Genomic DNA, 25,833 nt, shown 5'->3' on the forward strand with positions numbered 1-25,833 from the left:
GTCACTCCCCGATTCGCGGCTTGCGTTTCCGGCCCGCGGCGAAATAATCGTACAAGCCATCAGGCACCGCGCGAAGCAGCTTCGCCACCACCCCCATCTGCCACGGAATCACGGTGTACGGCACACCCCGCTCGATCGCCCGCGCCGCCCTGGGCACGAATCGCTCCACCGGCATCAGAAACGGCATCCGATAGGGGTTGTGCGCCGTCATCGGCGTCTGGATGAAACCCGGCGCGATCGTCACCACCTTGACGCCGCTGGACCGCAATTCCACCCGCAGGCTTTCGCAATACGCCCGGACGGCCGCCTTCGATGCGCTGTACGCCCCGGCGCCGGGCAGCCCGCGCACCCCGGCCACGCTGCCCATTCCGACGAGCCTGCCCGCGCCCCGCTGCCTCATCGGCGCGATGAAAGGCTCGAAAGTCGCCACGGTGGCCAGCAGGTTCGTGTTCATGATGGCCGCGAAAACATCGTAGTCCGCGGGCTCTTCGGTCAGCGTGCCGGCGCTGATGCCGGCGCTCGCGATCACCGTGTCGACCGGGCCCGCGGCGAGGAAATCCTGGGCCGCCGCATGCAGGGCGCGGCGATCGGTGGCATCGACGGCATAGATCGAATGCCGGCCGGGCAGCGACGCGCGCAGTTCGGCCAGCGCCGCTTCCCGCCGCCCCAGCAACGCCAGCTGCGCGCCCCGGGCCGCATAAAAACGGGCGAGCCCGGCGCCGATGCCGCTGCTCGCCCCTGTGATGAAAATGCGCTTCACCGGCGCGCGGGCCGCTTGCTAAACGGCAGCAATCGACGCATGCAGGTCCTGCAAGGCATAGACCTTGAGCCCGTCGCCCTTGCGCAGGTACTGCAGGCCTTCGACCGCGGCCCGGGCGCCGGCGATGGTCGTGAAGAAGGTGACCCGCGCCGCCAGCGAATTCGTGCGTATGGTGCGCGAATCCGCAATGGCGTTGCGGCGTTCCTCGACCGTGTTGATGACCATGGCGATCTCGCCGTTCTTGATCATGTCGACGATGTGCGGGCGCCCTTCCGTGACCTTGTTGACCACTTGCACGGGCAAGCCCGCTTCTTCGATGGCGGCCGCGGTGCCGCGCGTCGCGATGATCTTGAAGCCGAGTTCGACCAGGCCGCGGGCCACTTCGACGGCGCGGGGCTTGTCTTGCGCCCGCACGCTGATGAAGGCCGTGCCTTTTTCGGGCAGCAGCACGCCGGCGGCCAGTTGCGACTTGACGAAGGCTTCGCCGAAGCTTTGGCCCACGCCCATGACTTCGCCGGTGGATTTCATTTCAGGCCCCAGGATGGTGTCCACGCCCGGGAACTTGACGAAGGGGAAGACCGCCTCTTTGACGGAGTAGTACGGCGGCACGACCTCGCGGGTGACGCCCTGCGCGGCGAGCGTCTTGCCGGCCATGGCGCGCGCCGCGATCTTGGCCAGCTGCAGCCCCGTCGCCTTGGAAACATAAGGCACGGTGCGCGATGCGCGCGGGTTGACTTCGAGCACGTAGACGTCGCCGTCCTGGATGGCGAACTGCACGTTCATCAGGCCCTTCACGTTCAGCGCGCGGGCCATCAGCGTGGTCTGGCGCTTGATCTCGGCGATGGTCTCGCTGGACAGCGAATAGGGAGGCAGGCTGCACGCGGAATCGCCGGAGTGGACGCCGGCCTGTTCGATGTGTTCCATCACCCCGCCGATGAAGACGGTCTCGCCGTCGGCCAGACAGTCCACGTCGACTTCCGTCGCGTTGTTCAGGAAGTGGTCCAGCAGCACCGGGGAATCATTGCTGACCTTGACGGCCTCGCGCATGTAGCGCTCCAGGTCCTGCTGCTCGTGGACGATTTCCATGGCGCGGCCGCCCAGCACGTAGCTGGGGCGAACCACCAGGGGGTAGCCGATTTCGGCGGCGAGCGACAGGGCCTCGCCTTCGGTGCGCGCGGTGCGGTTGGGCGGCTGGCGCAGGCCGAGCTTGTTCAGCAGCTTCTGGAAGCGCTCGCGGTCCTCGGCGACGTCGATGGACTCGGGGCTGGTCCCGATGATGGGCACGCCGTTGGCTTCCAGCGCGCGCGCCAGCTTGAGCGGAGTCTGCCCGCCGTACTGGACGATCATGCCGATGGGGTTTTCCTTGTGCACGATCTCGAGCACGTCTTCGAGGGTCAGGGGCTCGAAATAGAGGCGGTCGGACGTGTCGTAGTCGGTGGAAACCGTTTCGGGATTGCAGTTGACCATGATGGTTTCATAGCCGTCTTCCCGCAGCGCCAGCGCGGCGTGCACGCAGCAATAGTCGAACTCGATGCCCTGGCCGATGCGGTTGGGCCCGCCGCCCAGCACGATGATCTTCTTGCGGTCGGTGGGCGCGGCCTCGCATTCGTCCTCGTAGGTGGAGTACATGTACGCGGTGCGCGTGGGGAACTCGCCCGCGCAGGTATCGACGCGCTTGTACACCGGCCGCACGCCCAGCTGGTGGCGCAGCTTGCGCACTTCGGATTCGGACGTGTCCAGCAGGAAGGCCAGCCGGCGGTCCGAGAAGCCGCGGCGCTTCAGCTGCCAGACGGTTTCATAGTCGAGGTCGGCCAGGGTCTTTTGTTCGAGCGCGAGTTCGATGTCGACGATTTCCTTGATCTGCGCGAGGAACCAGGGATCGATGCTGGTCAGGGCATGGACCTCTTCCAGGGTGAACCCCTGCGCGAAGGCGTCGCCCACGTACCAGATGCGCTCGGGGCCGGGCTCGCCCAGCTCGACCTGCAGCTTCTCGCGATCGGTGGTCTTCTGGTTCAGGCCGTCGACCCCGACTTCGAGGCCGCGCAAGGCCTTCTGGAAGGATTCCTGGAAGGTGCGGCCGATGGCCATGACCTCGCCCACGGACTTCATTTGCGTCGTCAGGCGCGAATCGGCCTGCGGGAATTTCTCGAAGGCGAAGCGCGGCACCTTGGTCACGACGTAGTCGATGGCCGGCTCGAAGGAAGCCGGGGTGGCGCCGCCGGTGATTTCGTTCTTGAGCTCGTCGAGCGTGTAGCCCACGGCCAGCCGCGCGGCGACCTTGGCGATGGGGAAGCCGGTGGCCTTGGAGGCGAGCGCCGAGGAGCGCGACACGCGCGGATTCATTTCGATGACGATCAGGCGGCCGTTGGCCGGATTGACCGCGAACTGCACGTTGGACCCGCCGGTGTCCACGCCGATTTCACGCAGGACGGCAATGGAGGCGTTGCGCATGACCTGGTATTCCTTGTCGGTCAGCGTCTGGGCCGGCGCCACGGTGATGGAGTCGCCGGTGTGCACGCCCATGGGGTCCAGGTTCTCGATGGAGCAGACGATGATGCAGTTGTCGGCCTTGTCGCGCACGACCTCCATTTCGAATTCCTTCCAGCCCAGCAGCGATTCCTCGATCAGCAGCTCGCTGGTCGGCGAGGCCTCCAGGCCGCGCCGGCAAATGCTTTCGAATTCTTCGCTGTTGTAGGCGATGCCGCCGCCGGTTCCGCCCATGGTGAAGCTGGGGCGGATGACCACGGGGAAGCCCGAACCGCCCGCTTCTTCGCCGATGCGGCGCTGGACTTCCCAGGCTTCTTCCATGGAGTGCGCGACGCCGGACTTGGCCGATTCGAGGCCGATGGCGTCCATGGCGAGCTTGAACTTCTGGCGGTCTTCGGCCTTTTCGATGGCATGCTCGTTCGCGCCGATGAGCTCGACGCCATGCTTGGCAAGCACGCCGTGGCGGACCAGGTCGAGCGCGCAGTTCAGCGCCGTCTGGCCGCCCATGGTGGGCAGCAGGGCATCGGGCTTTTCGCGCTCGATGATTTTTTCAACGGCCTGCCAGGTGATGGGCTCGATGTAGGTGACGTCCGCCGTTTCCGGGTCCGTCATGATGGTGGCGGGGTTGCTGTTGACCAGTATGGTGCGATAGCCGTCGGCCTTGAGCGCCTTGCACGCCTGGGCGCCGGAATAGTCGAATTCGCAGGCCTGGCCGATGATGATCGGGCCGGCCCCGATGATGAGTATGCTTTTTATGTCTGTACGCTTTGGCATAATGCTGAATTATTTTTTTGCGGCCATGAGGCTGATGAATTTGTCGAAGAGCACCACGATGTCGTGCGGGCCGGGGCTGGCCTCGGGATGCCCCTGGAAGCAGAAGGCGGGGCTGTCGGTGAGCTCGAAACCCTGAAGCGTGCCGTCGAACAGGGACACGTGGGTGACGCGCGCATTGGGCGGCAGTGAATCGGCGTCGACGTTGAAGCCGTGATTCTGGCTGGTGATGAACACCCTGCCCGTGTCGAGGTCCTGCACGGGATGGTTGGCGCCATGATGGCCGGCTTTCATCTTGACCGTCTTGGCGCCCAGCCCCAGGCCGAGGATCTGCTGCCCCAGGCAAATGCCGAACAGCGGGATCTTGCGCTCGAGCGCCGCCTTGCAGGTGTCGATGGCGTAGTTGCAGGGTTCGGGGTCGCCGGGGCCGTTGGAAAGGAAAATGCCGTCCGGCTTCAGGGCCAGGACTTCTTCCACCGGCGTCTGCGCGGGCACCAGCGTGATCCGGCAGCCGCGGTCGGCCAGCAGACGCAGGATGTTGGTCTTGATGCCGTAGTCGTAGGCGACCACGTGGTAGGTGTTTTCGGCCGGATCGGCGAACCCCTTGCCGATCTGCCAAGTGCCGCCGCGCCAGTCGTTGGGCTGCTTGGTGGACACCGTGCTGGCCAGGTCCTGGCCGGACATGCCCGGGAACTGGCGGGCCAGTTCCAGCGCGCGGTCGACGTCGTCGCCCACCAGGATGCACCCGCCCTGCGCCCCGCCGTCGCGCAGGATGCGCGTAAGCTTGCGCGTGTCCACCCCCGAGATGGCGACGACGCCCTCTTCCTTGAGGTATTCGGGCAGGGATTTGGTGGCGCGGTAATTCGACACGCGCAAGGAACAGTCGCGCACCACGAGGCCGGCGGCGTGCACCTGCGTGGATTCGACGTCTTCGTCGTTGACACCGGTGTTGCCGATGTGCGGGTAAGTCAAGGTTACGATTTGGCCGCTGTAGCTGGGATCGGTCAGGATTTCCTGATAGCCGGTCATGGCGGTATTGAAGACGACTTCGGCGACGCAATAACCATCGGCGCCGATAGAGACACCCTTGAAGATGGTACCGTCCGCCAGGGCAAGAATTGCTGTGGGAGCCGCTTGGGCGCCCTCGGAAAAGAGTGACGGTAGCACTGTAAACCCCGGTTATAAAGTCAGTAATTAAACCTTCCGATTATACCTTGAGTCGCCTTGGGCCCGGCAAACCCATGTAACAATGGGGCCTGCGGCTGCCCGCGCCATGAAAATCGTCTACAGTAGCCGACCATGACTCTGTATTGTTTTAATCGGTGTAAAAACTATGTCCAATCAACTTGATTCTTTGCGCCAGTTTACAACCGTGGTCGCCGATACCGGCGATTTCGAGACAATGCGCAAATACCGTCCCACGGACGCCACCACCAACCCCACGCTGATCCTGAAGGCCGTGCAGCAGCCGGGCAACCGTCCCTTGCTGGAAAAGGTGATCGCGGACAACCGGAACAGTCCCAGCAGCGAACTGGCCGACCAGCTGCTCGTCGCCTTCGGCCGCGAAATACTGGGCATCATCCCCGGCCGCGTCTCCACCGAGGTCGATGCGCGGCTGTCTTTCGACGCCCAGGCCAGCATCGAGCGCGCCCGCCAGATCATCGCGCTATACCAGCGCGCGGGCGTGGAGCGGGAACGGGTGCTGATCAAGCTGGCGTCCACCTGGGAGGGCATACAAGCGGCCAAGGTGCTGCAGGCCGAGGGCATACGCTGCAACATGACGCTGCTTTTCTCGCTGCCGCAGGCGGTGGCGTGCGCGCAGGCGAAGGCGCAGCTGATCTCGCCTTTCGTGGGGCGCATCTACGATTGGCACAAGAAGGCCGCCGGAGCCAATTGGGACGAGGCCGCGAACGCGGGCGCGGCGGATCCCGGCGTGCAGTCGGTAAAAAGAATTTACGATTATTACAAGGCCTACGATGTTCCCACGGAGATCATGGGGGCGAGCTTCCGGAACATCGGGCAGATCCGCGCGCTTGCGGGCTGCGATTTATTGACGATCAGCCCTGATTTGCTGAACGAGCTCGCTTCCAGCACGGAGCCGCTGGAAAGAAAGCTGAATCCGGAGGACGCGCGGAAGAATGCGCCGGTCTGGATGGCGAGCAATGAAGTCGCTTTCCGGACGGAACTGAACCAGGACGCCATGGCGACGGAGAAGCTCGCGGAAGGGATCCGGGTCTTTGTCGCCGATGCCCAGAAGCTGGATGCGCTGATCGCCGAGGCGCGCCGGTAACAGAAAGAACGCCGCCGGGGCCGGGCGCCGCAATGGGGTCCGGCCACGGGGCGACCCCGGCGCCCTACAGCTTTTCCGTTTCGCCCGCCTTGGGCTTCCAGGCCAGTATGCGGTCTTCAAACAGGGTGACGGCGCCATCCAGCAACAGCGCGAACACCGTCAGCACCACGATGCCCGCGAACACCGTGTTCACGTCCAGCGTGCCTTCCGCCTGCAGGATCAGGTAGCCGACCCCGCTCGCGGACCCCAGGTATTCGCCGACCACGGCGCCCACGAAAGCCAGCCCGACCGAGGTGTGGAGGCTCGAAAACACCCAGCTGGTCGCCGAAGGAATGTACACGTGGCGCAAGAGCTGCTTGCGGTTGGCGCCCAGCATGCGCGCATTGTCGAGCAGCGTCGTGCTGACCTCGCGCACCCCCTGGTACACGTTGAAGAACACGATGAAGAACACCAGCGTGACCGCCAGCGCCACCTTGGACCAGATGCCCAGGCCGAACCACATGCCGAAAATCGGCGCCAGGATGACGCGCGGCATCGAGTTCAGCGCGGTGATGTATGGATCCAGCAGCGCGCTCGCCCCGCGCGACAGGCCCAGCCATAGCCCGAAACCCAGGCCCGCGACCGTTCCGATCACGAAGGCCAGCATGGTTTCCGTGAGCGTGACGCCCAGGTGCCGGTAGATGTCGCCGTTCGTCACGAACCACGCCCAGATGACCTTCGCGACCTCGACGGGCTGCCCGAAGAAGAAGGCGAAGTTCCTGTCCTGGGACGCAAAATGCCAGGCCAGAACGACCACCACCAGCAGCAACACCTGCCAGAACCGCAGGGAAAGGGAATGATTTTTGTTCGACTTCGACATCTCAAGCCCGCTTCTGTTGGGCATAGCCCTTGAGCACTTCTTCGCGCAAGACATCCCAGATCGCCTTGTGCAGTTCGACGAAGCGCGGATTCGTGCGCACTTCGGCCACGTCGCGCGGACGCGGAATATCGATGCCGAACTCGCCGATGGGATGCGTGGCGGGCCCGGCCGACAGCACCACCACGCGGTCGCTCATGGCGATGGCCTCGTCCAGGTCATGGGTGATGAACAGCACGGCCTTGCGCTTGGCCATCCAGATTTCCAGGACCTCGTTTTCCATCAGCTGGCGCGTCTGGACGTCGAGCGCGGAAAAGGGCTCGTCCATGAGGATGATGTCGGGATCGCGGATGAGCGTCTGGGCCAGCATGGTCCGTTTGCGCATGCCGCCCGACATCTGGTGCGGATAGCGGTTCTCGAAACCGCCGAGCCCCACTCTTTTCAGCCAATCGCGGCCGCGCTCCTGCGCTTCCGCCGCCGGGACGCCGGCGAACTCCAGCCCCGCGGTGACGTTGCTGAGCGCGCTGCGCCAGGGCATCAGCGCTTCGCCCTGGAACATGTAGCCCGCCCGCTGGTTCACCCCCTGCAGCACCTGGCCGAACACCCTGACCTGGCCCGACGAGGGCGCGAGCAGCCCCGCCCCGACGTTCAGCAATGTGGACTTCCCGCAGCCCGTGGGGCCCACCACCGAGACGAACTCGCCGGGCGCGATGGACAAAGAGGCGTCTTGGACGGCGGTATAGCTTTTACCCGCACTTTCGTTCGAGGCGAAGGTGCAGGTAATGTTTTCAAGCGACAGGGCGGCTTCAGGCATTCGGGTATTTTTGATTGGCCTTGTTGACGAAATCGTTGGTCCAGATCTTGCTTACGTCGATCTTGTCTTTCGGGAAATTCGGCACGAAAGCCGCCAAGGCGTTCAAGGCGGTCTGCGGGCCGTCGTCGGGCACCCGGCCGTCGGGCGAAAGCGCTTCCTTGTTGCCTTGCAAGGCGAGCTTGTACAGCTCCACGTCGCCCAGCAGATAGCTTTCGGGCACGACCTTGGCGATCTGGTCGGGCGTGGACGCCCGTATCCATTTGTCGGCCCGGACGATGGCGTTGGCCAGGGCCTGGACCGTATTGGGGTGCTTGTCGATGAATTCCTGCGAGGTATAGAGGCAGCCGGACGGCATGTTGCCGCCGAAGATCTGGATGGTGTCCTTGATGGTCCGGGTATCGGCGACGATCTGCACGGCGTCTTCCTTGACGAGCGTGCTGATGACCGGATCCAGGTTGGCGATGGCGTCGATTTGGCCGGTGCGCATGGCGGTGATGGCGCCCGCCCCCGCGCCCACCCCGACGATGGAGACGTCGGTGGGCTTGAGGCCGTGCTGAGCCAGGTAGAAGCTGACCATCATGTTGGTGGACGACCCCGGCGCCGTGACGCCGACCTTCTTGCCTTTCAGGTCGGCAGGGCTTTTGTAGCCGGCCATGGTTTTCTTGGAGACCGCCAGCACGATCATGGGCGCGTGGCCCTGCTGGGCGAAGGCGCGATAGGCCTGCCCCTTGGACTGCAGGTTGATCGTATGCTCGAACGCGCCCGAAACCACGTCGGCGCTGCCGCCGACCACGGCTTGCAGCGCCTTGGAACCGCCGGCGAAATCGACGATCTTCGCGTCCAGCCCTTCGTCCTTGAAGTAGCCGTTCACATGGGCGATGGACAAGGGCAGATAATAGATGAGCGCCTGGCCACCCACGGCAATCACCACGTCTTTCTTTTCCAGCGCCTGGGCGCCGGCAAAACGAGGGGCGACGGCCGCTGCACCGGCTACACCCGCCAACTTGAGCATATCGCGACGAGACAAGGACATTAGGGATCTCCTGAATTGTAGGCACGGGGGCCCGATTTTTTCGTCATATTACATGAGATCAGGCGCGGCAAGCGGATAGGACCGCTGGGCTCATGGATATCCCTATTCATTCCGATTCTCTTTCCGGCCGGAGCGGCGGGCGAGTTCCGCGACCGCCCTTCAGGTACTGCGCCGCTCCATCAGCGCCCAGGCGATGGTCCCCGCATCGACATACTCGAGCTCGCTGCCCGCCGGCACCCCTCGCGCAAGACGGCTCACCGCGATGCCGCGCGACTGCAGCAGCTCGGACAGGTAATGCGCCGTCGTCTCGCCTTCGGCCGTGAAATTGGTGGCCAGTATGACCTCTTTCACCAGCCCGTCATCCACCCGCTTCAACAGCCTGTCGAACCGCAGCTCATCGGGGCCTATGCCCTCGAGCGGCGCGAGCCGGCCCATCAGCACATAGTACAGCCCCCGATACCCATGGCTGGACTCGATCATGTTCTGGTCCGCCGGAGTCTCGACGATGCACAAGATGGACGGATCGCGCTTGGGATTGCTGCAGGTGGCGCAGATTTCCTCTTCGGTGAAGCCATTGCACCGCGCGCAATGGCGCAGGTCCCGCAGCGCCGAAGACAGCGCGCGGCTGAGCTGCTCGGCGCCCGGCTGGTCGTGCTGCAGCAGGTGGTAGGCCATGCGCCGGGCGGACCGGACCCCCACGCCCGGCAGGCGGCGCAGGGATTCGATGAGAGCCTTCAGCGGTTCAGGCTCTGGCAAAGGCGCTTCCATTTATCAGAACGGCAGTTTCATCCCGGGGGGCAAGGGCATGCCTGCCGTGACCGAAGCCATTTTTTCCTGGGAAGTCGTTTCCGCCTTGCGCAAGGCGTCGTTGAAAGCGGCCGCGACCAGGTCCTCGAGCATGTCTTTGTCGTCGGCGAGCAGGCTGGGATCTATCGTCACGCGCTTGACGTCGTGCCGGCAGGACATGGACACCTTGACGAGCCCGCCGCCCGATGCGCCTTCGACGACGATCTCGGCCAGCGCTTCCTGGGCCTTCTTCATGTTTTCCTGCATTTGCTGCGCCTGGCGCATCAGGCCCGCGATCTGTCCTTTCATCATGATTGATTTTTCCTGAGATGAGTATGGTAAAGAAGAAGAAAAACGCCCGGCCTCATGCCGCTGCCTTTCAGCGTTGCGGGGCCGCCCGATGCTCGGGCGCGGCGCTGATGGAACCCGGCACCACCGTGGCGCCGAACTCGGCGATCAGGGTCCGTACGAAAGCGTCGTTCGCCACCGCTCGTTCGGCGTCCTTCTGGCGCTGGGCCCTGCGCGCCTGCTCGACGGCATGGGCGGTTTCGTCGCCCGTGGCGCCATATTCGACATCGAGCTGGACGACGGTGCCGAAGTGCTCGGACAGCACCGTGCGCAGGCGGGCCTTGCCGGGGCTTTCAGCCAGGCTGCGCACGGCCACGCGCAGGCGGACCGTATCGCCCTCGGCGCCCAGCCACTCGCTTTGCCGGGCGAGCTCGGCCGCCAGCCCCGTCACGGGCAGGGTCGCGGCAAGCGCCGGCCAGCCGCTGGGGGACATGTCCCGCAAGCGGGGGGAGCGCGCCTTCTTGGGCGGTTCCGCGAACACCATGGGCACGGAGTCCGGCTCGTAGCCGGCCAGGGCTTCGAAGTCGTCCACAGGCGCGTAGCCGCCGTCCTCGTCCATGTAGACCGGTTCGAAGCGGGCGTCGTCGAATTGGCCGCCGTCGAATTGATCGCTGTCGAACCGGGCGTCATCGAGCCCGCCGCCGTGGGAGTCGCTTTCGCCTTGCGGATCCGGGGCGGGAGAGGACGCCGGCGCCGGGGATTCGGGTGCCGGTTCCATCGGCTGGGCGGCGGCCGGCTCTTCGCTTGCCGCCTGCTCGCCGTCCGATGGAAGGGGTTCCCAGGCGGGGACGTCGTGGTCGGCCCAGGAGCCCGCATCGGCGGCCGGGATGTCTGGAGATGTGGCCGCGGCAATGCCCGCGGATGCCGCTGCGGCGCCTTTCGTTGCGGCATCGCCGTCCGCGCCCTCGGCAGCCGCGGCATGATCCGCTGCGTTGCCGACGGACGAGGCGTCGTGGGCCGCCCGGGACGGCGACGCCTCCAGCGGAGCCGCCGCGGCTTGCGTGCTTGCCGGCGCGTCGACGCCGGGACCGGCGGCGGCCGACGCATCGGCGCCCGGTGAGGGCGGCGCGGCCGCCGGCGAACCGCCGGGGACCAGCGACAGCATGCGCAGGCAGGCCATGACGAAGCCGGCGTATTCGTCGGGCGCCAGGGCGAGTTCCTGCCGGCTGTGCACCGCCACGGAATAGAACAGCTGCACGTAGTCCGGATGCAGCAGGCCGGCCAGCGCCGCGATGTCTTCGGCCAGGGGGTCGTCCGCCGGCGTCAGGCCCGGCACCCGCTGCTGCATCGCCACGCGGGACAGCAGGACGGCGAGATCGGCCAGGGCGCCCGAATAGGACAGGCCGCGATTCGCGAGCTCGTCGGCCACCTTCAGCACTTGCCTGGCGTCGCTCGCGGCGAGCGCGCGCAGCAATGCCGCCAGATGGCGCTGGTCGATGGTGCCCAGCATGCCCTGGATGGCTTCGCTGCTGATGTTGCCCGCGCTGTAGGCAATCGCCTGGTCGGTCAGGGACAGGGCGTCGCGCATCGAGCCGGACGCCGCCTGGGCCAGCAGGCGCAGCGCCGGCGTCTCGAACTCGACGCCCTCTTGCGCGAGGATGTCCTGCAGATGGCCGACGATGGCGTCGGCCGTCATCTGCTTCAGGTTGAACTGCAGGCAGCGCGACAGCACCGTGACCGGGATTTTCTGGGGGTCGGTCGTGGCGAGTATGAATTTGACGTGGGGCGGAGGCTCTTCCAGCGTCTTGAGCATGGCGTTGAACGCGTGGCCGGTAAGCATGTGCACTTCGTCGATCATGTAGACCTTGAAGCGGCCGCTGCCGGGCGCATAGACGGCCTGTTCGAGCAGCTGCGTCATTTCCTCGACACCACGGTTGGAGGCCGCATCCAGTTCGACATAATCGACGAAGCGGCCCGCGTCGATTTCGGTGCAGGCGCGGCAGACGCCGCAGGGCTGGGCGGTGATGCCGGCTTCGCAATTGAGGGACTTGGCCAGTATGCGCGACAGCGTGGTCTTGCCGACACCGCGCGTGCCCGTGAACAGCCAGGCATGATGCAGGCGCTGGGTGGACAGCGCGTGCGTCAGGGCGCGTACCACGTGGTCCTGGCCGATCAGGGTGTCAAACGAACGGGGCCGCCATTTACGCGCCAATACCAGATATGTCATGCAAGGAGCCTGAAACCGGGAGCTATCGTGATGGGTAAACGAAAAGTGTACCGGATTCAAGAAGGCTAGTGGTATTTGGGGGCGAGCCTGACTTCGGCACTGATCCTAAACGGCTGTGGCTGCTTCGTTCCCGACCTGACCAGGTTCACCGCCGGACCATGCGAAGGGGCCCGCCGCCTGAAAGTTTAACAGGTCTTGGCCCCGCGTGCCGCCGCTCAGACGACCAGGCCGTAATCGACCCAGATGTCGGCCCTGGGGAAGTACAGCGCCCCGCGCGCGGGGCGGCCGTCCAGCGCCCGGACGTGGGTGCAATAACGTTCTATCTGCTCCCTGTAGGCTTCCTTCATGCGCGCCGAGAATTCCGCCGCGCTTTCGCCGTCGCGCGGCACGCCCGTCTTGTAATCGACCACCAGCCAGTCCCGCTCCCGGGAAATGGCCAGGTCGATGACGGAGACGCGGCCGCTGACGTCCAGCAGCGCCCATTCCCGGTGCGCCTTGGCCACGTGCAGCAGCCAGCGGCCGCGCTCGCTGGCGAGCGTGGCGAGCAACGTATCCCGCAAAACGCCGGCGGCGGCGTCCAGCCGGGATTCCCGCAAGCCGGCGCGGCTCAGTTGCTTGCGGAACACCGGCAGGCTGGCGCGCAGCACGTCCTCGCTCCAGGCCTCGGCGCCGTCGTGTCCCAGGCGTTCCAGCCAGGCGTGCGCCACGCTGCCGATGATGCTTTCGTCCGTCGTGGCGGCCCGCCAGTCCCAGGGCGCCGGCGGCCCGCCGGCGAGGGGACGGGCCTCGCGGCTTGCCGGGATGGAGGCTTCGGCCATGCGCAGCAGGCGGCGGTCTTCCGTCCGGCTTTTCCGCGTGGCGCCCGCAGCCTGGAGGGCGGCGGCTTCTGGCGCTTCGGGCGGACGCATCCGCCCCCACAGGCGCCCCAGCATCGAAGCGCCCGACGGCGGCTTGACGGCCATGCCCTCGTCGAGCCTGAGCTCGCCGATCAGGTGCAGCTGCTTGCGCGCCCGGGTCAGGGCCACGTACAGCAGGCGGTCGGCCTCGTAGGCGGCGCGCTTCTTTTCACGGGCCGCCAGGTAGAGCGAAACCGGATCGTGCTCGTCCGCCGCCCTGGGCTTGATGGGCCCCAGCAGCAGTTCTTCCCCGCTCTGCTCGAAACGCATCAGCGGCGCCCGGTCGCTGCGCGGCGATTTATGCAGGCCGGCGATGATCACCGTCTCGAACTCCAGCCCTTTCGACTTGTGGATGGTCATGACTTCCACCGCCGGGCCGCCGCCACTGGGCGCCGCGTACAGCTCGTCCAGCCGGTTCTCGAGCTCGACCGGATCGAGATTGCCGTAGGGCGCCAGTTCCTCGACCAGGCGGAAGAGACGCTCCACATCCGCCCGGTCGCTCGGCTCGGGATAGACGGCGGGGCCGCCGAGCCGGGTCCAGCATTCTTCGAGCCAGGCCGCGAAAGGGATGGCCCCGGCCGCGTTGGCGGGATCCAGCATCACGTGGGCCGCATGCCGCAGGCGCTTGAGTTCGCCCGCCGGCAGGCCGGCCTGCCCGGCCGCCGCGCGCTTCAGGAAATCTTCGATCAGAGCGGGCATCGCCGCATGGTGGTCATGCCCGCACAAGGCATGGAGGCTGTTCAAGGTGAGGCCGCACAAGGGCGAACGCAGCACCGACAGCCATGCCAGGCGATCCGCCGGATGGGACAGCGCCCGCGCCAGCTGCGCCAGGTCGATCACGGGCTGGCGCGAACGCAGGGTGACGAGCTCGACGGCCCGGCAAGGGACGCCCTGTTCGGCGAGCCGGTGCACGATGCCGCCCAGATGCGTGCGCGCACGCACCAGTATGGCCACCGGATGCTCGCTGCCGGCGTTGCGCTCCAGCGCTTCCCGGGCGAGCCGCACGGCCAGCGCCTCCGCGTCGTCGGAGAGGTCCTCGGCCGCGTCCCCGTCGGCCGGCGCGGGCAGCCATACGGGGTGGAACTCGGCGCCCGGGCCGTCCCGGCCCTCGTTGAAGGCCGCCGAGGGCGTATAAGTGATGGCGCCCAGCCCCGGATGGTTGCGGGACGGGAAAATGGGACCGCAGGCGGCGTTGACCCATTCCACCAGATGGGCTTGCGAACGGAAATTGTCCGTCAGGTCCAGCGCCGTCAGCTCGACCTCGCCCAGGCCGTTTTCCTTGACGCGCAGAAAGCCCCCCACGTCGGCCTTGCGGAAACGGTAGATCGACTGCATGGGGTCGCCGACCAGGAACAGCGTGCGGCCGTCGCCGGCCGACCAGCCCGCGGTCAAGCGCTCCAGCAGCGCGATCTGCGATTGGCTGGTGTCCTGGAATTCGTCCACCAGCAGATGCCGGATGGATGCGTCCAGGGCCAGCAAGAGATCGCTGGGATCGTCGGCCTCGCCCAGGGCCTGCAGGGCGCGCTGCGAGATCTCGGCGAAGTCGACCTCGCCGGTCTCGGTGAAGCGCAGCTTGAGCTGCGCCGCCGCCAGCCACAGCACCTGGATCAGGACGGCCAGGACCTCCTGCTGCCCGGCGGAATACCCGCGCGCGGGCGCGCAACGGATGTCCGCGAGCTCCGCCACCCAGGGCTCTTCTTCGGGCACCGCCTTGATCCAGTCCAGAAACGCTTCCTTGTATCCGGACTTGGCCTTGAAGCCCTGCTTGATGGTCGCCGTCCGGCGCGGCGTGCCCTTGCCGGTGAGCAGGATGTCGGCCAGCGCCTGCCATCTGCCCAGGCTTTGCGCGTCCGTGCCGAAGGGCGCGCCGTCCCAGTCCAGCAGCCGGCTCAGATCGAGGCCGCCGTCCTCGGATTCGGCCAGGCAGCGGGCGGCCTCGCGTATGGGTTCCGCCAGGGCCTGGGCCCAGCCCGGCGGCATGGCGTCCTTCAGCCGGCGCAGGTCCTGCTCGATGGAGCGGTTCAGGTTGTCCATGAGCAGATCGATGTCGCCGCCTTCGGCCAGCAGGGGCAGCCATTGGTCCCGGCTGGCGAGCATGTCGGCAAGCAGCGACTGGGCCGCGCCCACGTCCACGTCCATGTGCTCGATGAGCGCGGCGACGGCTGCATGCTCGTCCGCCATGGCGAGCGTGGCCCGCGCGGCCGCTTCGTAGTGCTCGCGCGCATTGTCGGCGATGGCGGGCACGCCGCCCAGGGAACTGAGCCAGGGCATGGCCCGCACCAGGTAGGTGCAGAAGGAATCGATGGTGCGGATGCTGAGCCGCGCCGGATGCTCCAGCAGACTCCAGCCCAGTTCTTCATTGCGCCGCATCGCCCGCTGCGCCAGCAGCCAGCTGCGCCGCTTGTGCGGCTCGCCCGGCTCGGGGCCCTTGCCGGCTTCCAGCTTGCCGATGACGCGCGCGTGCATTTCGGACGCGGCCTTGCGGGTGAAGGTGATGGCCACGATTTCCTCGGGGCGGTTCACCGTCGCCAGCAAGGCCAGGATGCGGTCGGTGAGCAATTCGGTCTTGCCCGAGCCCGCGGGGGCCTGGATGATGAACGACCGCGCGGGATCGACGGCCGCCGCGCGGACCGCGCTGTCGCTGGGTTGCTTATTCGACACGCTTATCGTCCTCGTTCAAGCGCAAAAAGGGCAGGATGTCGCAGTATTCGATGTCGTCCGGCCGCAGGCTCTGGTTGGCGGCGTGGCCCGATATGTATTCCCGCGCCAGCTGATGGATGGTCCGCCGCCACCTTGCCATCAGGTCTTCCCAGCCCAGTTCCGCAAACGCCGGCCATGCGCGCGGGGACACCAGGCCCTCGAGCCCGCATTCGGCATCGGCCAGGCCCTTGACCTCGGCTCCCTTGGCATGGAGCCTGGCCAGCACCAGCGCGCCCACCCCCGCCCCTGCGCTTTCCTGCGCCAGCACCGACGCGTAGAAGGGAAGCTGCAGGCCGATCGGCCGGTCGCGCATCCAATCGGAACGGGGATCCAGGCTGCCGCCTCCCGTCTTGTAGTCGATGACGGCCAGCCTGCCGTCGGCCAGCTCATCGATGCGGTCCAGCCGCAGATTCAATTCCAGCGGGCCGTGGCGCCAGAGGTAGTCCTGCTCGACGTCGCGCACGCTGAAAGGCGTGCGTGCGCACTCGACCTCCAGCCACGACGCCAGCACCGCCAAGGCGCGGGCCGACTCCAGCCTTCTGAGCGCCGGCCCGTAATCCGACAGACAGTCGTCGGCGGCCTGCTCGAGCACGCCGTGCAGCAGGCCGTCCAGCCGGCCCTCGCCGACCAGGCCGCGCAAGGCGGCCTGGTCGGGCAGCATCCGCCAGACCAGCTCCATCGCCCGATGCAAGAACAGGCCCCGGGCATTCTGGTCGCCGACGTCGGCGTAGGCCGAGAGCCGCCGCGCGCCCAGGCGATATCTGGCGAAGGCCCACAAAGGGTTGCGCGCCTGGGTATCGATGACCCCGATGCCGCCGCGCGTCGGCCGGCCCGGCTGCAGGGCCGGGCCCAGGTCGTCGCGCAGGGATTCCAGCATGCAAGAGCCGGCCGCCGCGCCGGGCGGGGAAAACGGCTCGGCGTCCAGCTCCGCGATGAACGGGCTGGGCCGGAGTTCGCGCTCGCCTTCCTGGCAGGCATGGCTCAGCCACACCTGCGGCGCGCATTCCAGCAGGGCGCGGAACATGCCCCTGGCCCATTGCAGTTCCCGTTCCGGCGTGGCCCGCGGCGCGTTGGCCCGGCGCTGCGCCGGCAGGGGCACGAAGGGGTTGGGCCGGGGCACGGCCGGCAGGACTTCGTCGGTCAGCCCGAGAATCCAGACCGCGTCCCATCGGCCGCCCTCGGATTCCAGGAAGCCCAGCACGTCGAGCCGCGCCGATGGATCGCGCTGCGGCTGGAACGGGGTTTCGTCGACCAGCCTGCGCAGCAGGCCCACGGCCGCGCCGAAGCCGAGCTTGCCGGCCACGGCGGACTGCGCGGCCATTCTTTCCAGCGCCGCGTCCAGCGCTTCGAGGACCTGGAAGGAATGGCTGTCCAGCATGCCGCGCCCCGGGAATCCCAGGCAGCGCAGATACCGGCGGAACCGGTCCGACCAGACGTCCAGGCCGGCCGGGGCGCCGTCGCCGTCCAACTCGGCCATGCAGGCTTGCCAGGCTTCCAGCAAGCGGGGCGCATGCCGCCCCAGCAAGGCGGTGAAATCCTTCGGCCGCACGGCCAGCACGGCCTGGTGCCGCCAGTACGCATCGATCACGGCGCGGCCCGCCGCTTCTTCGGCGTGCCCCGCGCAGCCGCCCGCCAGCAAGGCTCCGCCCAGGTCTTCCGGCCGGCAGGGCCGGCCGCGGCCGGCCAGCGCCAGCGCGCGCAGCCAGGCCAGGGCCGCCCGCGCCAGCGGCCAGCCCGACAAGGGCCGCGCGACGGCGACGTTATAAGGGATGTGCCTGCCTTCTGCATCGGCGCCCAGGGCGGCGCGCAGGCAGCGATGCGCGAGCGCGGCGTCGGCTTCGAGCCGGCCCGCGACGATGGCATAGCGCCCGTCGGGATTCTTGCGCAGTTCGCCCGCCGCCCAATGCGCGGCCAGGCGCCATTCCGCGTCGGGATCCGGCGCCGCCACGCGGTGCGCGGCATGCGGCGCGACGGGCGGCCGGCTCAGCGCCCAAAGGCTGCCGCCCCGCTCTTGCACGGCCGCCAGCATGGCCGCCAGCCTGGGGGAAAGCTCCGTGAAGCCGCTCAGGACGATGTGGCGCGCGCCGCTGTGCAGGCGGCCGGCCCGCAAGGCGGCGCATACCGCCTCATGAGCCTGGTTGGCGTCTTCGAGGTCGAGCTCCGCCAGCGCTTCGCGGTATCGGGCGCGCCATTCCTCGAAGCGCAGATAATCGCTGGTTTCGTGATCGGGGCCGACCTCGATGCGCCAGTCGTCCATCAAGCGGTCGGCCTCCATGGCCAGCATCGCCGCCTGGGCGGTATCGAGCAGCGCGCGGTCCGATTCCGCGCGTTCGATGACGCGCTGCCAAAGCAGCCGGGCGCCGAAGGCGTCTATCGCATGGCCGGCCATGCCTGAATCGGGCAGGAACGAGAGCCTGTCGGACAAGCGGCGCAGCCACGCCGACAAGGGAATGATGTCCGGCACCGCGATGACGCGGCGGTCACCGCCCAGGCTGGCCGACAGCTCCGCCAGCACGCGGCGCGCGTGCCGATTGTTCACCGTGAGCACCAGGGTGTCCTGAGCGTCGAAACCGGATAGCTGGTCGAAACTGATCGCGGGAAGGCTGTCTAGCATCGCAATGGCCGGGACGGCGGCAAGAGGCATGGGAGCCGACCATTCTAGGGCTTGCGGCGGCTGGCGACAAACCGCCTTGCGCCATACAATCGCGCCATGTCGAAGAAATCAGACCATGCCCCCGGCCGGCCCGCCCTGGAACTGAGCGGTTCCATCTGGTTTCGTTCGGGCGACCAGGATTGGGGCAGCCAGAAACGGATGGCGCTGCTCGAAGCCATCGACCAGGCAGGCTCCATCACCGCGGCCGCCAAGAAAGTCGGCCTGAGCTACAAAGGCGCATGGGACGCGGTGGACACGATGAACAACCTGGCCGGCGAGCCGCTGGTGCTCAGAAGCACCGGCGGGCAGCGCGGGGGCGGCGCAACGCTCACGCCGCGCGCCAAGGCGCTGTTGGCCACCTTCCGCGCCCTGAATGCCGAACACGAGCGCTTCATGGCGCGCCTGGCGTCGGTCAGCCGGCAGGCGCCGGACAACCTGGAGCTCATCCAGCACATGATGATACAGACATCGGCACGCAACAAACTGGCCGGCACCGTCCAGCGCATCAAGGTCGGGGCCGTCAACGACGAAATCACGCTGAAGCTGAACGACGACACGGCCATCGTGGCGTCCATCAGCAGCGAAAGCACGGCCGAACTCGGCCTGTGCGTCGGGAAACGCGCGCTGGCCTTCATCAAGGCCTCGTCGGTGATCGTCGGGCTGCCGGGCGGGGACACGCGCCTGTCGGCGCGCAACCAGCTTGCCGGGCGCATCGTCCGCATCGTGGAAGGCGCGGTCAACACGGAAGTCAGCATAGCGCTGCGCGGCGGGCAGGTGCTGACCGCCATGCTCAGCCGCGACAGCGCGCTTTCCCTGGAACTGCGCGAAGAACAGCCGGCCTACGCGATCTTCAAGGCGTCCAGCGTCATGCTGGGCGTGCTCGATTGAAGCGCCTGGCGCGCCAGTTCCCGCGGGTGGCAAGACTTCACGATGCGGCCGTCCTGGATGCAGAACACCTGGTCCGCCAGGCAAGCCGCGTCTTCGGGGTCATGCGTGATCAGGATGACGGGAATGTTCAGCCGCGACTGCAAGGCCGCGATTTCCTGCCTCATTTTTTCGCGCAGCGCGGCGTCCAGCGCGGACAGGGGCTCGTCCAGCAGCAGCAGCCGCGGCTTCAGCGCCAATGCGCGCGCCAGCGCGACGCGCTGCTTCTGGCCGCCTGAAATGTCGCGCGGATAGCTGTCCAGCAAACCGTCCAGCTCGAACGCCCCGACCCAGTACATGGCCTCGTCGGGCAAGGCCCCGCGGCGCGGGTTCAGCCATCCCCGGCACAAGCCGAAGCCGATGTTCTGCGCAACGGTCAAGTGGGGGAAGAGGCCGTAATCTTGCTGGAGGTAGGCGACGCCGCGTTCGCGCGCGCGCAGGCACACGCCCCGCTCCGAGTCGAACAGCGTCACGCCGTCGATGACGATGCGCCCCGCGTCGGGCCGCGCCAGCCCGGCGATCGCCTGCAGCGTCTGCGTCTTGCCCGAGCCCGACGGCCCGAAGAGCGCGATGCGCCGGGCCTCCGACACCAGTTCGATGTCCAGGACGAAAACCTGGGAGCCGTTGCTCAGCCGCCGTGAAATCGCGATCTCTATCATCGCGCCCCGCTTCGACTGCCGGCGACGCTCCCGCGGTCCGGCGACAGCCGGCCGGCCATCCAGAGCACCAGCACGCAGGTCAGCGACGTGGTCACCACCAGCATGTTGGCCAGGCTGTCGTTGCCCGCCTGGACCGCTTCATAGATGGCGATGGAGAGCGTCTGGGTCCGCCCCGGAATGCTGCCGGCGATCATCAAGGTGGCGCCGAATTCCCCCAGGGCCCGGGCGAAGGCCAGCAGCACCCCCGCCAGTATGCCGCGCATCGCCAGCGGCAGGCTCACGCGAAAGAAAACCGCCGCCTCGCTGAGGCCGAGCACGCGCGCGGCGCCCTCCAGGCTGGTGTCCACGCTTTCGAACGCCGCCCGCGCGCCCTTCAGCACCAGGGGGTAGGCCACGACGGTCGCCGCCGCCACGGCGCCCTGCCAGGTGAACACCAGCGCGATGCCCCATTCGGCCAGGAATTGGCCCAGCCAGCCGTTCCGCCCCAGCAGGACCAGCAGGTAGTAGCCGATCACCGTGGGCGGCAGCACCATGGGCAGGGTCAGCACGGAATCCACCAGGTCGCTCCAGCGGGAATGCCAGCGCGACAGCGCGAAAGCGCTGGCCACGCCCAGCACGGCGGCGAAGGCGGTCGCCCATCCCGCCACTTTGAGAGACAACAAGAGCGGAACGGCGAGTTCACCCACGGATGCCGTCCATCAGGGCTTGGAGAAGCCGTATTTGCTCAGAACGGCCTGGCCCTTGTCGGACAGAATGTGGTCCAGCAAGGCCTTGGCCTGGGGGTTGCGCCCGTCGCGCTTCACCAGCGCGATCGGATACAGCACCGGCTCGGGCGACGGCAGCTTCGTCACCACCTTGACCTTGTCGGGCATGATGGCGGCATCGGTGGCGAAGACGAAGCCGGCGTCGACCTCGCCCCGCGCCACGTAGTCCAGGACCTGGCGCACGTTCTGGCCCAGCACTTCGCGCTGCTTGACGGTGTCCCAGTCGCCCGTGCTTTCCAGGCCGGCCTTGGTGTAGCGCCCCACGGGCACCGTGGCGGGGTTGCCGAGCGCCACCCGCTTGACCGAGGCCGCCTTCAGGTCGGCCAGGGAATTGATCTGCACGCCGCCCTGGACGGGCACGATCAGAACGACCTCGTTGCGCACGAAGTCGCGGCGGGTGGTTTCGTCGATCTTGCCGGCGGCCACCGCCTTGTCCATCGCCTTCTGGTCGGCGGATGCGAAGATGTCGATGGGCGCCCCCTGGATCACCTGGTGGGCGATCGCATCGGACCCGGCGAAGCTGGTCAGGACCGTGGTGCCCGGTTGCTCCTGCTGAAACTGCACCCCGATCTCTTTGAAGGCGTTGGTCAGGCTGGCCGCCGCGCCAACCAGGATTTCGCCGGCGTTCGCCTGCGCCTGCAGCCCCATGCACACCAGGCCCAGCGCGGCCAATATCCGTTTCAATTTCATGCACATCACTCCTGTCAAAACCCATAAGCCGGTATTCACCGCGCCGGCGCGCGGCGGCACCGCCGCGCTGTCCCTGTCGCAATATACTCAAGTATATAACGGTTGGTCAATTCGCCATCCCGCTTTGATAAGATAAGGCACCATCCTCGTCCCGTTTCTTGCGCAAGACCTTGAACTTCGTTCCGCCCGCATCCCTCGACGCCTTTCTCGACGCCATCTGGCTGGAGGACGGCCTGGCCAGGAATACGCTGGACGCCTATCGCCGCGACCTCCTGGCCTTCGCCCGGTGGCTCTGGGCGAAGCAAGGCAAAGACCTGGACTCGGCCGGCACCGGCGACATCCAGGAATGGTTCGCGGCTCGCCATGCGAGCACCAAGGCCGCGACCGCCAACCGCAGGCTGGCCGCGCTCAAGCGCTATTACCTCTGGGCGCTCAGGCTGGGGCGGGTCGGCAAAGACCCTTGCCTGACCCTGCGCGCGGCCAAACGGACGGCGCGATTCCCCAAAACCATCTCCGAAGCCCAGGTCGACGCCCTGCTGCAGGCGCCCGACGACTCCACCGAACTGGGCCTGCGGGACCGCGCCATGCTGGAAACGCTGTACGCGACGGGCCTGCGCGTCACGGAACTGGTGAGCCTGAGCGTGCCGGAATTGAGCCTGCAGGACGGCGTCGTGCGCGTCACCATGGGCAAGGGCGGCAAAGACCGGCTCGTGCCGCTGGGGCAGGAAGCGCAGCATTGGCTGGACCGGTATCTGCGGGAAGCCAGGCCCGCCCTGCTGGGGCCGCGCCGCTGCGATGCGCTGTTCGTCACCGCCAGGGCGGCCGCCATGACGCGCCAGTCGTTCTGGCTCATCGTGAAAAAGTACGCGCTGCGGGCCGACATCCACGCCCCGCTTTCCCCGCACGTGCTGCGGCATGCGTTCGCGACGCATCTGCTCAACCATGGCGCGGACCTGCGCGTGGTGCAGATGCTTCTGGGCCATGCCGACATTTCCACCACGCAGATCTATACTCATGTTGCGCGCGAACGGCTGAAGACGCTGCACGCCCAGCACCACCCCCGCGCCTGATCCTCCTCCCATCGTTTCCGCACATGTCGAAAGAAAAACACGTTTCCGAAACGCCGGCCACGCAATTGCTCAAGCAGCGCCGCATCCCGTATTCGGAACACCCCTATGAATACGTCGAGCACGGCGGCGCGCGCGAGTCCGCGCGGCAACTGGGCGTGGATCCGCATCAGGTCGCCAAGACGCTGATCATGGAAGACGAGCACGCGCGCCCGCTGGTGGTGGTCATGCACGGCGACATGGAGGTATCGACCAAGAACCTGGCCCGGCAGATCGGCGCCAAGAAGGTCGCCCCCTGCTCCCCCGAGACCGCCCAGCGCAATTCGGGCTACATGGTGGGCGGCACCTCGCCGTTCGCCACGCGCAAGAAGATGCCGGTATGGTTCGAGTCGACGCTGCTGGACTACGAGGTGATCTATTTGAACGGAGGCCGGCGCGGCTATCTCATCGGCATCGCGCCCGGCGCCCTGGCCAAGGTCCTGGACGCGAAGCCCGTGAACGTGGGCCTGCCGAAGGATTAGCGCCCGCGATTGGCGGGCCTCATGCTTGCCCCAAGCTGCGTAGCGACGAAAGCATGTGTGCGGTCGCGGGCTCTGCTGCGCTTGCCCGATATGCCAATCCCAGTTCCCTCCAGAGCGCCGGCCGCAAAGGCCGCATCGCCATCCTGCCGTCGCCCGGCGGGGCCGCGCCCGCCTCGTGCGGCAGCAGGGTTGCGCCATAGCCCGCGCCGACCAGGCTTTTGATGGCGTCGTTGTAGTCCAGTGCAATGCGCGGCACAGGGCTTTGGCCGGCATGCGCAAACCAGTCGCGGGTCAATCGCGATAGATGTGTGCCGGGGCCGTTCAAGATCAGGGATTGCCGTGCCATCCATTGGGGCGTCACCCGGGACGGCACGCGCCAATTGGCGGGCAAGAAGGCAAGCACGGGGTCGCGCCGCCAGGCGTCTATGGCGAGGCCCGCCACTTTGGCTTGAGGCAGCGCCACTATTCCGATGTCGAGCGAACCCGCCTTCAGCCGCTGCAAGGACTGGTGCGAAGTCAGTATCGCAATCTGCACGTCGATGCCCGGATGCGACTGCGCAAGCTTTTCGAGAGCCTGAGGCAGGAAGTTCGCGATCACGCCGGTCGACGCGCCGAGCCGCACCCGGCCGGAAAGACCCTGGGCTTGGCGGGACACGTCCTCCAGCACGCGGGAGACGTCGGCAAGCAGCCGGCGCGCATGGTCGACCAGGCTTTCGCCTATCGCCGTCGGCCGCACTTGTCCACGGGTGCGCGACAGCAACCGGGCGCCCACGCGGCCCTCCAGTTCCGATATGTGCAGACTGATCGTTGGGGGCGCCAGATGGAGCCTGCGCGCCGCTTCGACAAACGAGCCGCAGTCCGCGATGGTCGTAAGCGTGCGCAGCTGATCCAGATTGATCTCACGCATGGTTTTTGCCTCAGAAAAACTGAATTTCAAGATAGGTTAATTCAACTTTACCGATCATGCGCAATCAGACAACATGCAGGCATCGATCAACATCACTCTCGGATTGAGAAAATGGCGCTACCTCGCATCTTCATTGACGGAGACCAGGGCACTACGGGCTTGCAGATTCATGAGCGGCTGCGTGAACGGACCGGCATCCTCCTGCAGACGCTGCCCGGCGCACAGAGAAAGGACAAGCCAAGGCGTGCCGAGGCGCTGAACAACTGCGACATCGCCATCTTGTGCCTGCCCGACGATGCGGCGCGCGAAGCAGTCGCCATGGTGGAGAATTCATCGGTACGCGTGATTGACGCCAGCTCCGCCCATCGGATCGAACCCGGCTGGACATACGGCTTTCCTGAAATGAGCCCCGAACAAACCGACGAGATCAGGCGGGCGAGCCGGATAACGAATCCGGGCTGCTATCCCACCGGGGCAATCGGCCTATTGCGTCCGCTGGTGGAAGCGGGCCTGCTGCCGCCGGACTATCCGCTATCCATCCATGCCGTCTCCGGCTATTCGGGCGGCGGGCGGGCCGTGGTCGATCTGCATGAGGCCGACCCCGGGCACGCGCCCGCATTCCAGGTGTATGGCCTGGGGCTGAAACACAAGCATGTCCCTGAAATACAACGCTATGCCGGGCTTTCAGCCCCTCCCGTCTTTGTACCGGCGTATGCCGCCTATCGCCAGGGCATCGTGCTCAGCGTCCCATTGCAGCGGCGCCTTCTGCCTCCCGGGGCGGATGCGCCCGCATTGCACGCATGCCTGGCTCGGCGCTATGCCCGAAGCAAGCACGTCCGGGTGCTGCCGCTCGTGGCGTCATCGGCGCTGGAGCGCCTCGATCCACAGCATCTGAATGCCACGAACGACATGGAACTCGCCGTGTTTTCAAATCCCGAATCCGGCCACGTGCTGCTCACGGCGGTCTTCGACAACTTGGGCAAAGGCGCGGCGGGCGCGGCGGTGCAGAACCTGGATTTGATGCTGGGATTGGGGCCTGGCGACGCGGCATGAGAAAATGTCGGCGAAAATCAGTTTCGACTATCGCCCGAACAAAGGAATGACGTGTTTTTCGATTTTGAAGCGCTGCAAGGACGGAATCGGTACAAATTGCTCACCGCGACGATCACCCCCAGGCCCATCGCCTGGGTCGTTTCCATGAACGGCGGCGGCGCTCTGAACGCCGCCCCTTTTTCCTTCTTCAATGTGGTCTGCGCCGACCCCGCGACGGTATGCCTGGGGATAGGAAGCCATGCGGACGGGCGGGAAAAGGATACGCTGTCGAACATCCGGGCGAACGGCGAGTTCATGATCAACCTGGTTTCCGAAGCCGATGCCGAGGCGATGAACGTCACGGCCGCCCCGTTCGCGGCGGGCGTCGACGAACTTGCCGCAGCGGGCGTCGCAACCGCCCCGGCCGGCCGCATCAGGCCGCCGCGCATCGCTTCGAGCCCGGTTTCCCTGGAATGCCGGGCGGTCGAGATCATCGACCTGAGCGAAAAAAACCATCTGGTGATCGCAAGCATCCTGGGCATGCACGTGGCCGACCATGCCGTCAAGAATCCGGAGCGCTATTGGATAGACACCGCCAGCCTGCAGTTGGTGGGGCGCATGGAAAGCCCGGGCTGGTATGTGCGCACGCGCGACCGTTTCATGATGAAGACGCCCGAGGCAAAGGACTGAGGGCAAGGTGCGGCAAGC

21 protein-coding genes and 1 other RNA gene are annotated in these 25,833 nt (G+C 66.7%); 6 read left to right on the plus strand and 16 right to left on the minus strand.

Annotated elements, in window-relative coordinates; translation table 11 throughout:
- Position 1 precedes the first annotated feature (1 nt).
- Genes H0A72_RS04810 through carA form a run of 3 tightly spaced genes read right to left on the minus strand, consistent with a single transcriptional unit; the run spans position 2 to position 5,185 of the window.
- Entirely contained in the window at positions 2–760 is a 759-nt protein-coding gene (locus H0A72_RS04810; protein WP_180153910.1) for an SDR family oxidoreductase, read from the minus strand.
- Between the two features lie 18 nt (positions 761–778).
- A complete protein-coding gene (carB, locus tag H0A72_RS04815; RefSeq protein WP_180153911.1) occupies positions 779–4,021 on the minus strand; it encodes a carbamoyl-phosphate synthase large subunit in 3,243 nt (1,080 codons plus the stop codon).
- Between the two features lie 9 nt (positions 4,022–4,030).
- Positions 4,031–5,185, minus strand: a complete 1,155-nt coding sequence (gene carA, locus H0A72_RS04820) for a glutamine-hydrolyzing carbamoyl-phosphate synthase small subunit (protein WP_425502466.1) — start codon at positions 5,183–5,185, stop codon at positions 4,031–4,033.
- Between the two features lie 166 nt (positions 5,186–5,351).
- Here carA and tal point away from each other — a divergent pair, with 166 nt between their 5' ends.
- Positions 5,352–6,308 carry a transaldolase gene (gene tal, locus H0A72_RS04825; RefSeq protein ID WP_180153912.1) on the plus strand — a complete coding sequence of 319 codons (957 nt, stop codon included), beginning with the start codon at positions 5,352–5,354 and terminating at the stop codon, positions 6,306–6,308.
- Positions 6,309–6,372: 64 nt separating this feature from the next.
- On the opposite strand, the gene H0A72_RS04830 is transcribed toward tal, so the two are convergent.
- From H0A72_RS04830 to H0A72_RS04870, 9 genes are all read right to left on the minus strand, one after another.
- On the minus strand, positions 6,373–7,167 hold the full coding sequence (locus H0A72_RS04830) for an ABC transporter permease (RefSeq protein ID WP_180153913.1): 795 nt from the start codon (positions 7,165–7,167) through the stop codon (positions 6,373–6,375).
- Between the two features lies 1 nt (position 7,168).
- Positions 7,169–7,978, minus strand: coding sequence for an ABC transporter ATP-binding protein (locus H0A72_RS04835; protein WP_180153914.1), 810 nt, complete (start codon positions 7,976–7,978; stop codon positions 7,169–7,171).
- Positions 7,971–9,011, minus strand: coding sequence for an ABC transporter substrate-binding protein (locus tag H0A72_RS04840; RefSeq protein ID WP_180153915.1), 1,041 nt, complete (start codon positions 9,009–9,011; stop codon positions 7,971–7,973). Before H0A72_RS04840 ends, H0A72_RS04835 begins: the two co-directional genes overlap by 8 nt.
- 159 nt (positions 9,012–9,170) lie before the next feature.
- Positions 9,171–9,779, minus strand: coding sequence for a recombination mediator RecR (recR, locus tag H0A72_RS04845; protein WP_180153916.1), 609 nt, complete (start codon positions 9,777–9,779; stop codon positions 9,171–9,173).
- A 3-nt stretch (positions 9,780–9,782) separates the two neighbouring features.
- On the minus strand, positions 9,783–10,109 hold the full coding sequence (locus H0A72_RS04850) for a YbaB/EbfC family nucleoid-associated protein (RefSeq protein WP_180067672.1): 327 nt from the start codon (positions 10,107–10,109) through the stop codon (positions 9,783–9,785).
- 67 nt (positions 10,110–10,176) lie between these two features.
- Positions 10,177–12,312 carry a DNA polymerase III subunit gamma/tau gene (locus tag H0A72_RS04855; protein WP_180153917.1) on the minus strand — a complete coding sequence of 712 codons (2,136 nt, stop codon included), beginning with the start codon at positions 12,310–12,312 and terminating at the stop codon, positions 10,177–10,179.
- 77 nt (positions 12,313–12,389) lie between these two features.
- Positions 12,390–12,487, minus strand: an RNA gene (gene ffs, locus H0A72_RS04860) — signal recognition particle sRNA small type.
- Between the two features lie 40 nt (positions 12,488–12,527).
- Positions 12,528–15,875, minus strand: a complete 3,348-nt coding sequence (locus H0A72_RS04865) for a UvrD-helicase domain-containing protein (protein WP_425502473.1) — start codon at positions 15,873–15,875, stop codon at positions 12,528–12,530.
- The gene (locus H0A72_RS04870) at positions 15,859–18,522 is read right to left on the minus strand and encodes a PD-(D/E)XK nuclease family protein (protein WP_180153919.1); all 2,664 of its coding nucleotides are present in this window, start codon (positions 18,520–18,522) and stop codon (positions 15,859–15,861) included. Before H0A72_RS04870 ends, H0A72_RS04865 begins: the two co-directional genes overlap by 17 nt.
- A 96-nt stretch (positions 18,523–18,618) precedes the next feature.
- On the opposite strand from H0A72_RS04870, the gene H0A72_RS04875 reads away from it, so the two are divergent.
- Positions 18,619–19,449: a TOBE domain-containing protein gene (locus H0A72_RS04875; protein ID WP_180153920.1), complete on the plus strand. Its 831-nt coding sequence runs from the start codon at positions 18,619–18,621 to the stop codon at positions 19,447–19,449.
- On the opposite strand, the gene H0A72_RS04880 is transcribed toward H0A72_RS04875, so the two are convergent.
- From H0A72_RS04880 to modA, 3 genes are read right to left on the minus strand one after another with little or no spacing between them, the layout of a single operon-like run.
- Positions 19,401–20,144, minus strand: a complete 744-nt coding sequence (locus H0A72_RS04880) for an ATP-binding cassette domain-containing protein (RefSeq protein WP_180153921.1) — start codon at positions 20,142–20,144, stop codon at positions 19,401–19,403. The two genes, H0A72_RS04875 and H0A72_RS04880, sit on opposite strands and share 49 nt — an antisense overlap.
- Positions 20,141–20,830: a molybdate ABC transporter permease subunit gene (gene modB / locus H0A72_RS04885; protein WP_180153922.1), complete on the minus strand. Its 690-nt coding sequence runs from the start codon at positions 20,828–20,830 to the stop codon at positions 20,141–20,143. The genes H0A72_RS04880 and modB overlap by 4 nt, the downstream gene beginning before the upstream one ends.
- Before the next feature lie 12 nt (positions 20,831–20,842).
- Entirely contained in the window at positions 20,843–21,598 is a 756-nt protein-coding gene (gene modA, locus H0A72_RS04890; protein WP_180153923.1) for a molybdate ABC transporter substrate-binding protein, read from the minus strand.
- 170 nt (positions 21,599–21,768) lie between these two features.
- Here modA and xerD point away from each other — a divergent pair, with 170 nt between their 5' ends.
- Positions 21,769–22,668 carry a site-specific tyrosine recombinase XerD gene (xerD, locus tag H0A72_RS04895; protein WP_180153924.1) on the plus strand — a complete coding sequence of 300 codons (900 nt, stop codon included), beginning with the start codon at positions 21,769–21,771 and terminating at the stop codon, positions 22,666–22,668.
- A 23-nt stretch (positions 22,669–22,691) separates the two neighbouring features.
- Positions 22,692–23,186 carry a Cys-tRNA(Pro) deacylase gene (ybaK, locus tag H0A72_RS04900; RefSeq protein WP_180153925.1) on the plus strand — a complete coding sequence of 165 codons (495 nt, stop codon included), beginning with the start codon at positions 22,692–22,694 and terminating at the stop codon, positions 23,184–23,186.
- 19 nt (positions 23,187–23,205) lie between these two features.
- Here the strand turns inward: ybaK and H0A72_RS04905 are convergent, their stop codons facing one another.
- Complete coding sequence (locus H0A72_RS04905) at positions 23,206–24,093, minus strand: LysR family transcriptional regulator (protein ID WP_180153926.1); 888 nt, start codon at positions 24,091–24,093, stop codon at positions 23,206–23,208.
- Between the two features lie 111 nt (positions 24,094–24,204).
- Between H0A72_RS04905 and argC the strand changes: the two genes are divergently transcribed.
- Both argC and H0A72_RS04915 read left to right on the plus strand, forming a co-directional pair.
- Positions 24,205–25,146 carry an N-acetyl-gamma-glutamyl-phosphate reductase gene (argC, locus tag H0A72_RS04910; protein ID WP_180153927.1) on the plus strand — a complete coding sequence of 314 codons (942 nt, stop codon included), beginning with the start codon at positions 24,205–24,207 and terminating at the stop codon, positions 25,144–25,146.
- 51 nt (positions 25,147–25,197) lie between these two features.
- Positions 25,198–25,815, plus strand: coding sequence for a flavin reductase (locus tag H0A72_RS04915; protein ID WP_180153928.1), 618 nt, complete (start codon positions 25,198–25,200; stop codon positions 25,813–25,815).
- Positions 25,816–25,833 lie beyond the last annotated feature (18 nt).

The sequence above is a fragment of the Parapusillimonas granuli genome, assembly GCF_013416525.1.
GTDB classification, from domain to species: Bacteria; Pseudomonadota; Gammaproteobacteria; order Burkholderiales; family Burkholderiaceae_B; genus Parapusillimonas; species Parapusillimonas granuli.

Excerpts from the sequence above, each read along its gene's own strand:
- carB (WP_180153911.1), bottom strand. The coding sequence starts at position 4,021 with ATGCCAAAGCGTACAGACATAAAAAGCATACTCATCATCGGGGCCGGC.
- tal (WP_180153912.1), top strand. The coding sequence starts at position 5,352 with ATGTCCAATCAACTTGATTCTTTGCGCCAGTTTACAACCGTGGTCGCC.
- H0A72_RS04830 (WP_180153913.1), bottom strand. The coding sequence starts at position 7,167 with ATGTCGAAGTCGAACAAAAATCATTCCCTTTCCCTGCGGTTCTGGCAG.
- H0A72_RS04835 (WP_180153914.1), bottom strand. The coding sequence starts at position 7,978 with ATGCCTGAAGCCGCCCTGTCGCTTGAAAACATTACCTGCACCTTCGCC.
- H0A72_RS04840 (WP_180153915.1), bottom strand. The coding sequence starts at position 9,011 with ATGTCCTTGTCTCGTCGCGATATGCTCAAGTTGGCGGGTGTAGCCGGT.
- recR (WP_180153916.1), bottom strand. The coding sequence starts at position 9,779 with ATGGAAGCGCCTTTGCCAGAGCCTGAACCGCTGAAGGCTCTCATCGAA.
- H0A72_RS04850 (WP_180067672.1), bottom strand. The coding sequence starts at position 10,109 with ATGATGAAAGGACAGATCGCGGGCCTGATGCGCCAGGCGCAGCAAATG.
- H0A72_RS04855 (WP_180153917.1), bottom strand. The coding sequence starts at position 12,312 with ATGACATATCTGGTATTGGCGCGTAAATGGCGGCCCCGTTCGTTTGAC.
- H0A72_RS04870 (WP_180153919.1), bottom strand. The coding sequence starts at position 18,522 with ATGCTAGACAGCCTTCCCGCGATCAGTTTCGACCAGCTATCCGGTTTC.
- H0A72_RS04875 (WP_180153920.1), top strand. The coding sequence starts at position 18,619 with ATGTCGAAGAAATCAGACCATGCCCCCGGCCGGCCCGCCCTGGAACTG.
- H0A72_RS04880 (WP_180153921.1), bottom strand. The coding sequence starts at position 20,144 with ATGATAGAGATCGCGATTTCACGGCGGCTGAGCAACGGCTCCCAGGTT.
- modA (WP_180153923.1), bottom strand. The coding sequence starts at position 21,598 with ATGAAATTGAAACGGATATTGGCCGCGCTGGGCCTGGTGTGCATGGGG.
- ybaK (WP_180153925.1), top strand. The coding sequence starts at position 22,692 with ATGTCGAAAGAAAAACACGTTTCCGAAACGCCGGCCACGCAATTGCTC.
- H0A72_RS04905 (WP_180153926.1), bottom strand. The coding sequence starts at position 24,093 with ATGCGTGAGATCAATCTGGATCAGCTGCGCACGCTTACGACCATCGCG.
- argC (WP_180153927.1), top strand. The coding sequence starts at position 24,205 with ATGGCGCTACCTCGCATCTTCATTGACGGAGACCAGGGCACTACGGGC.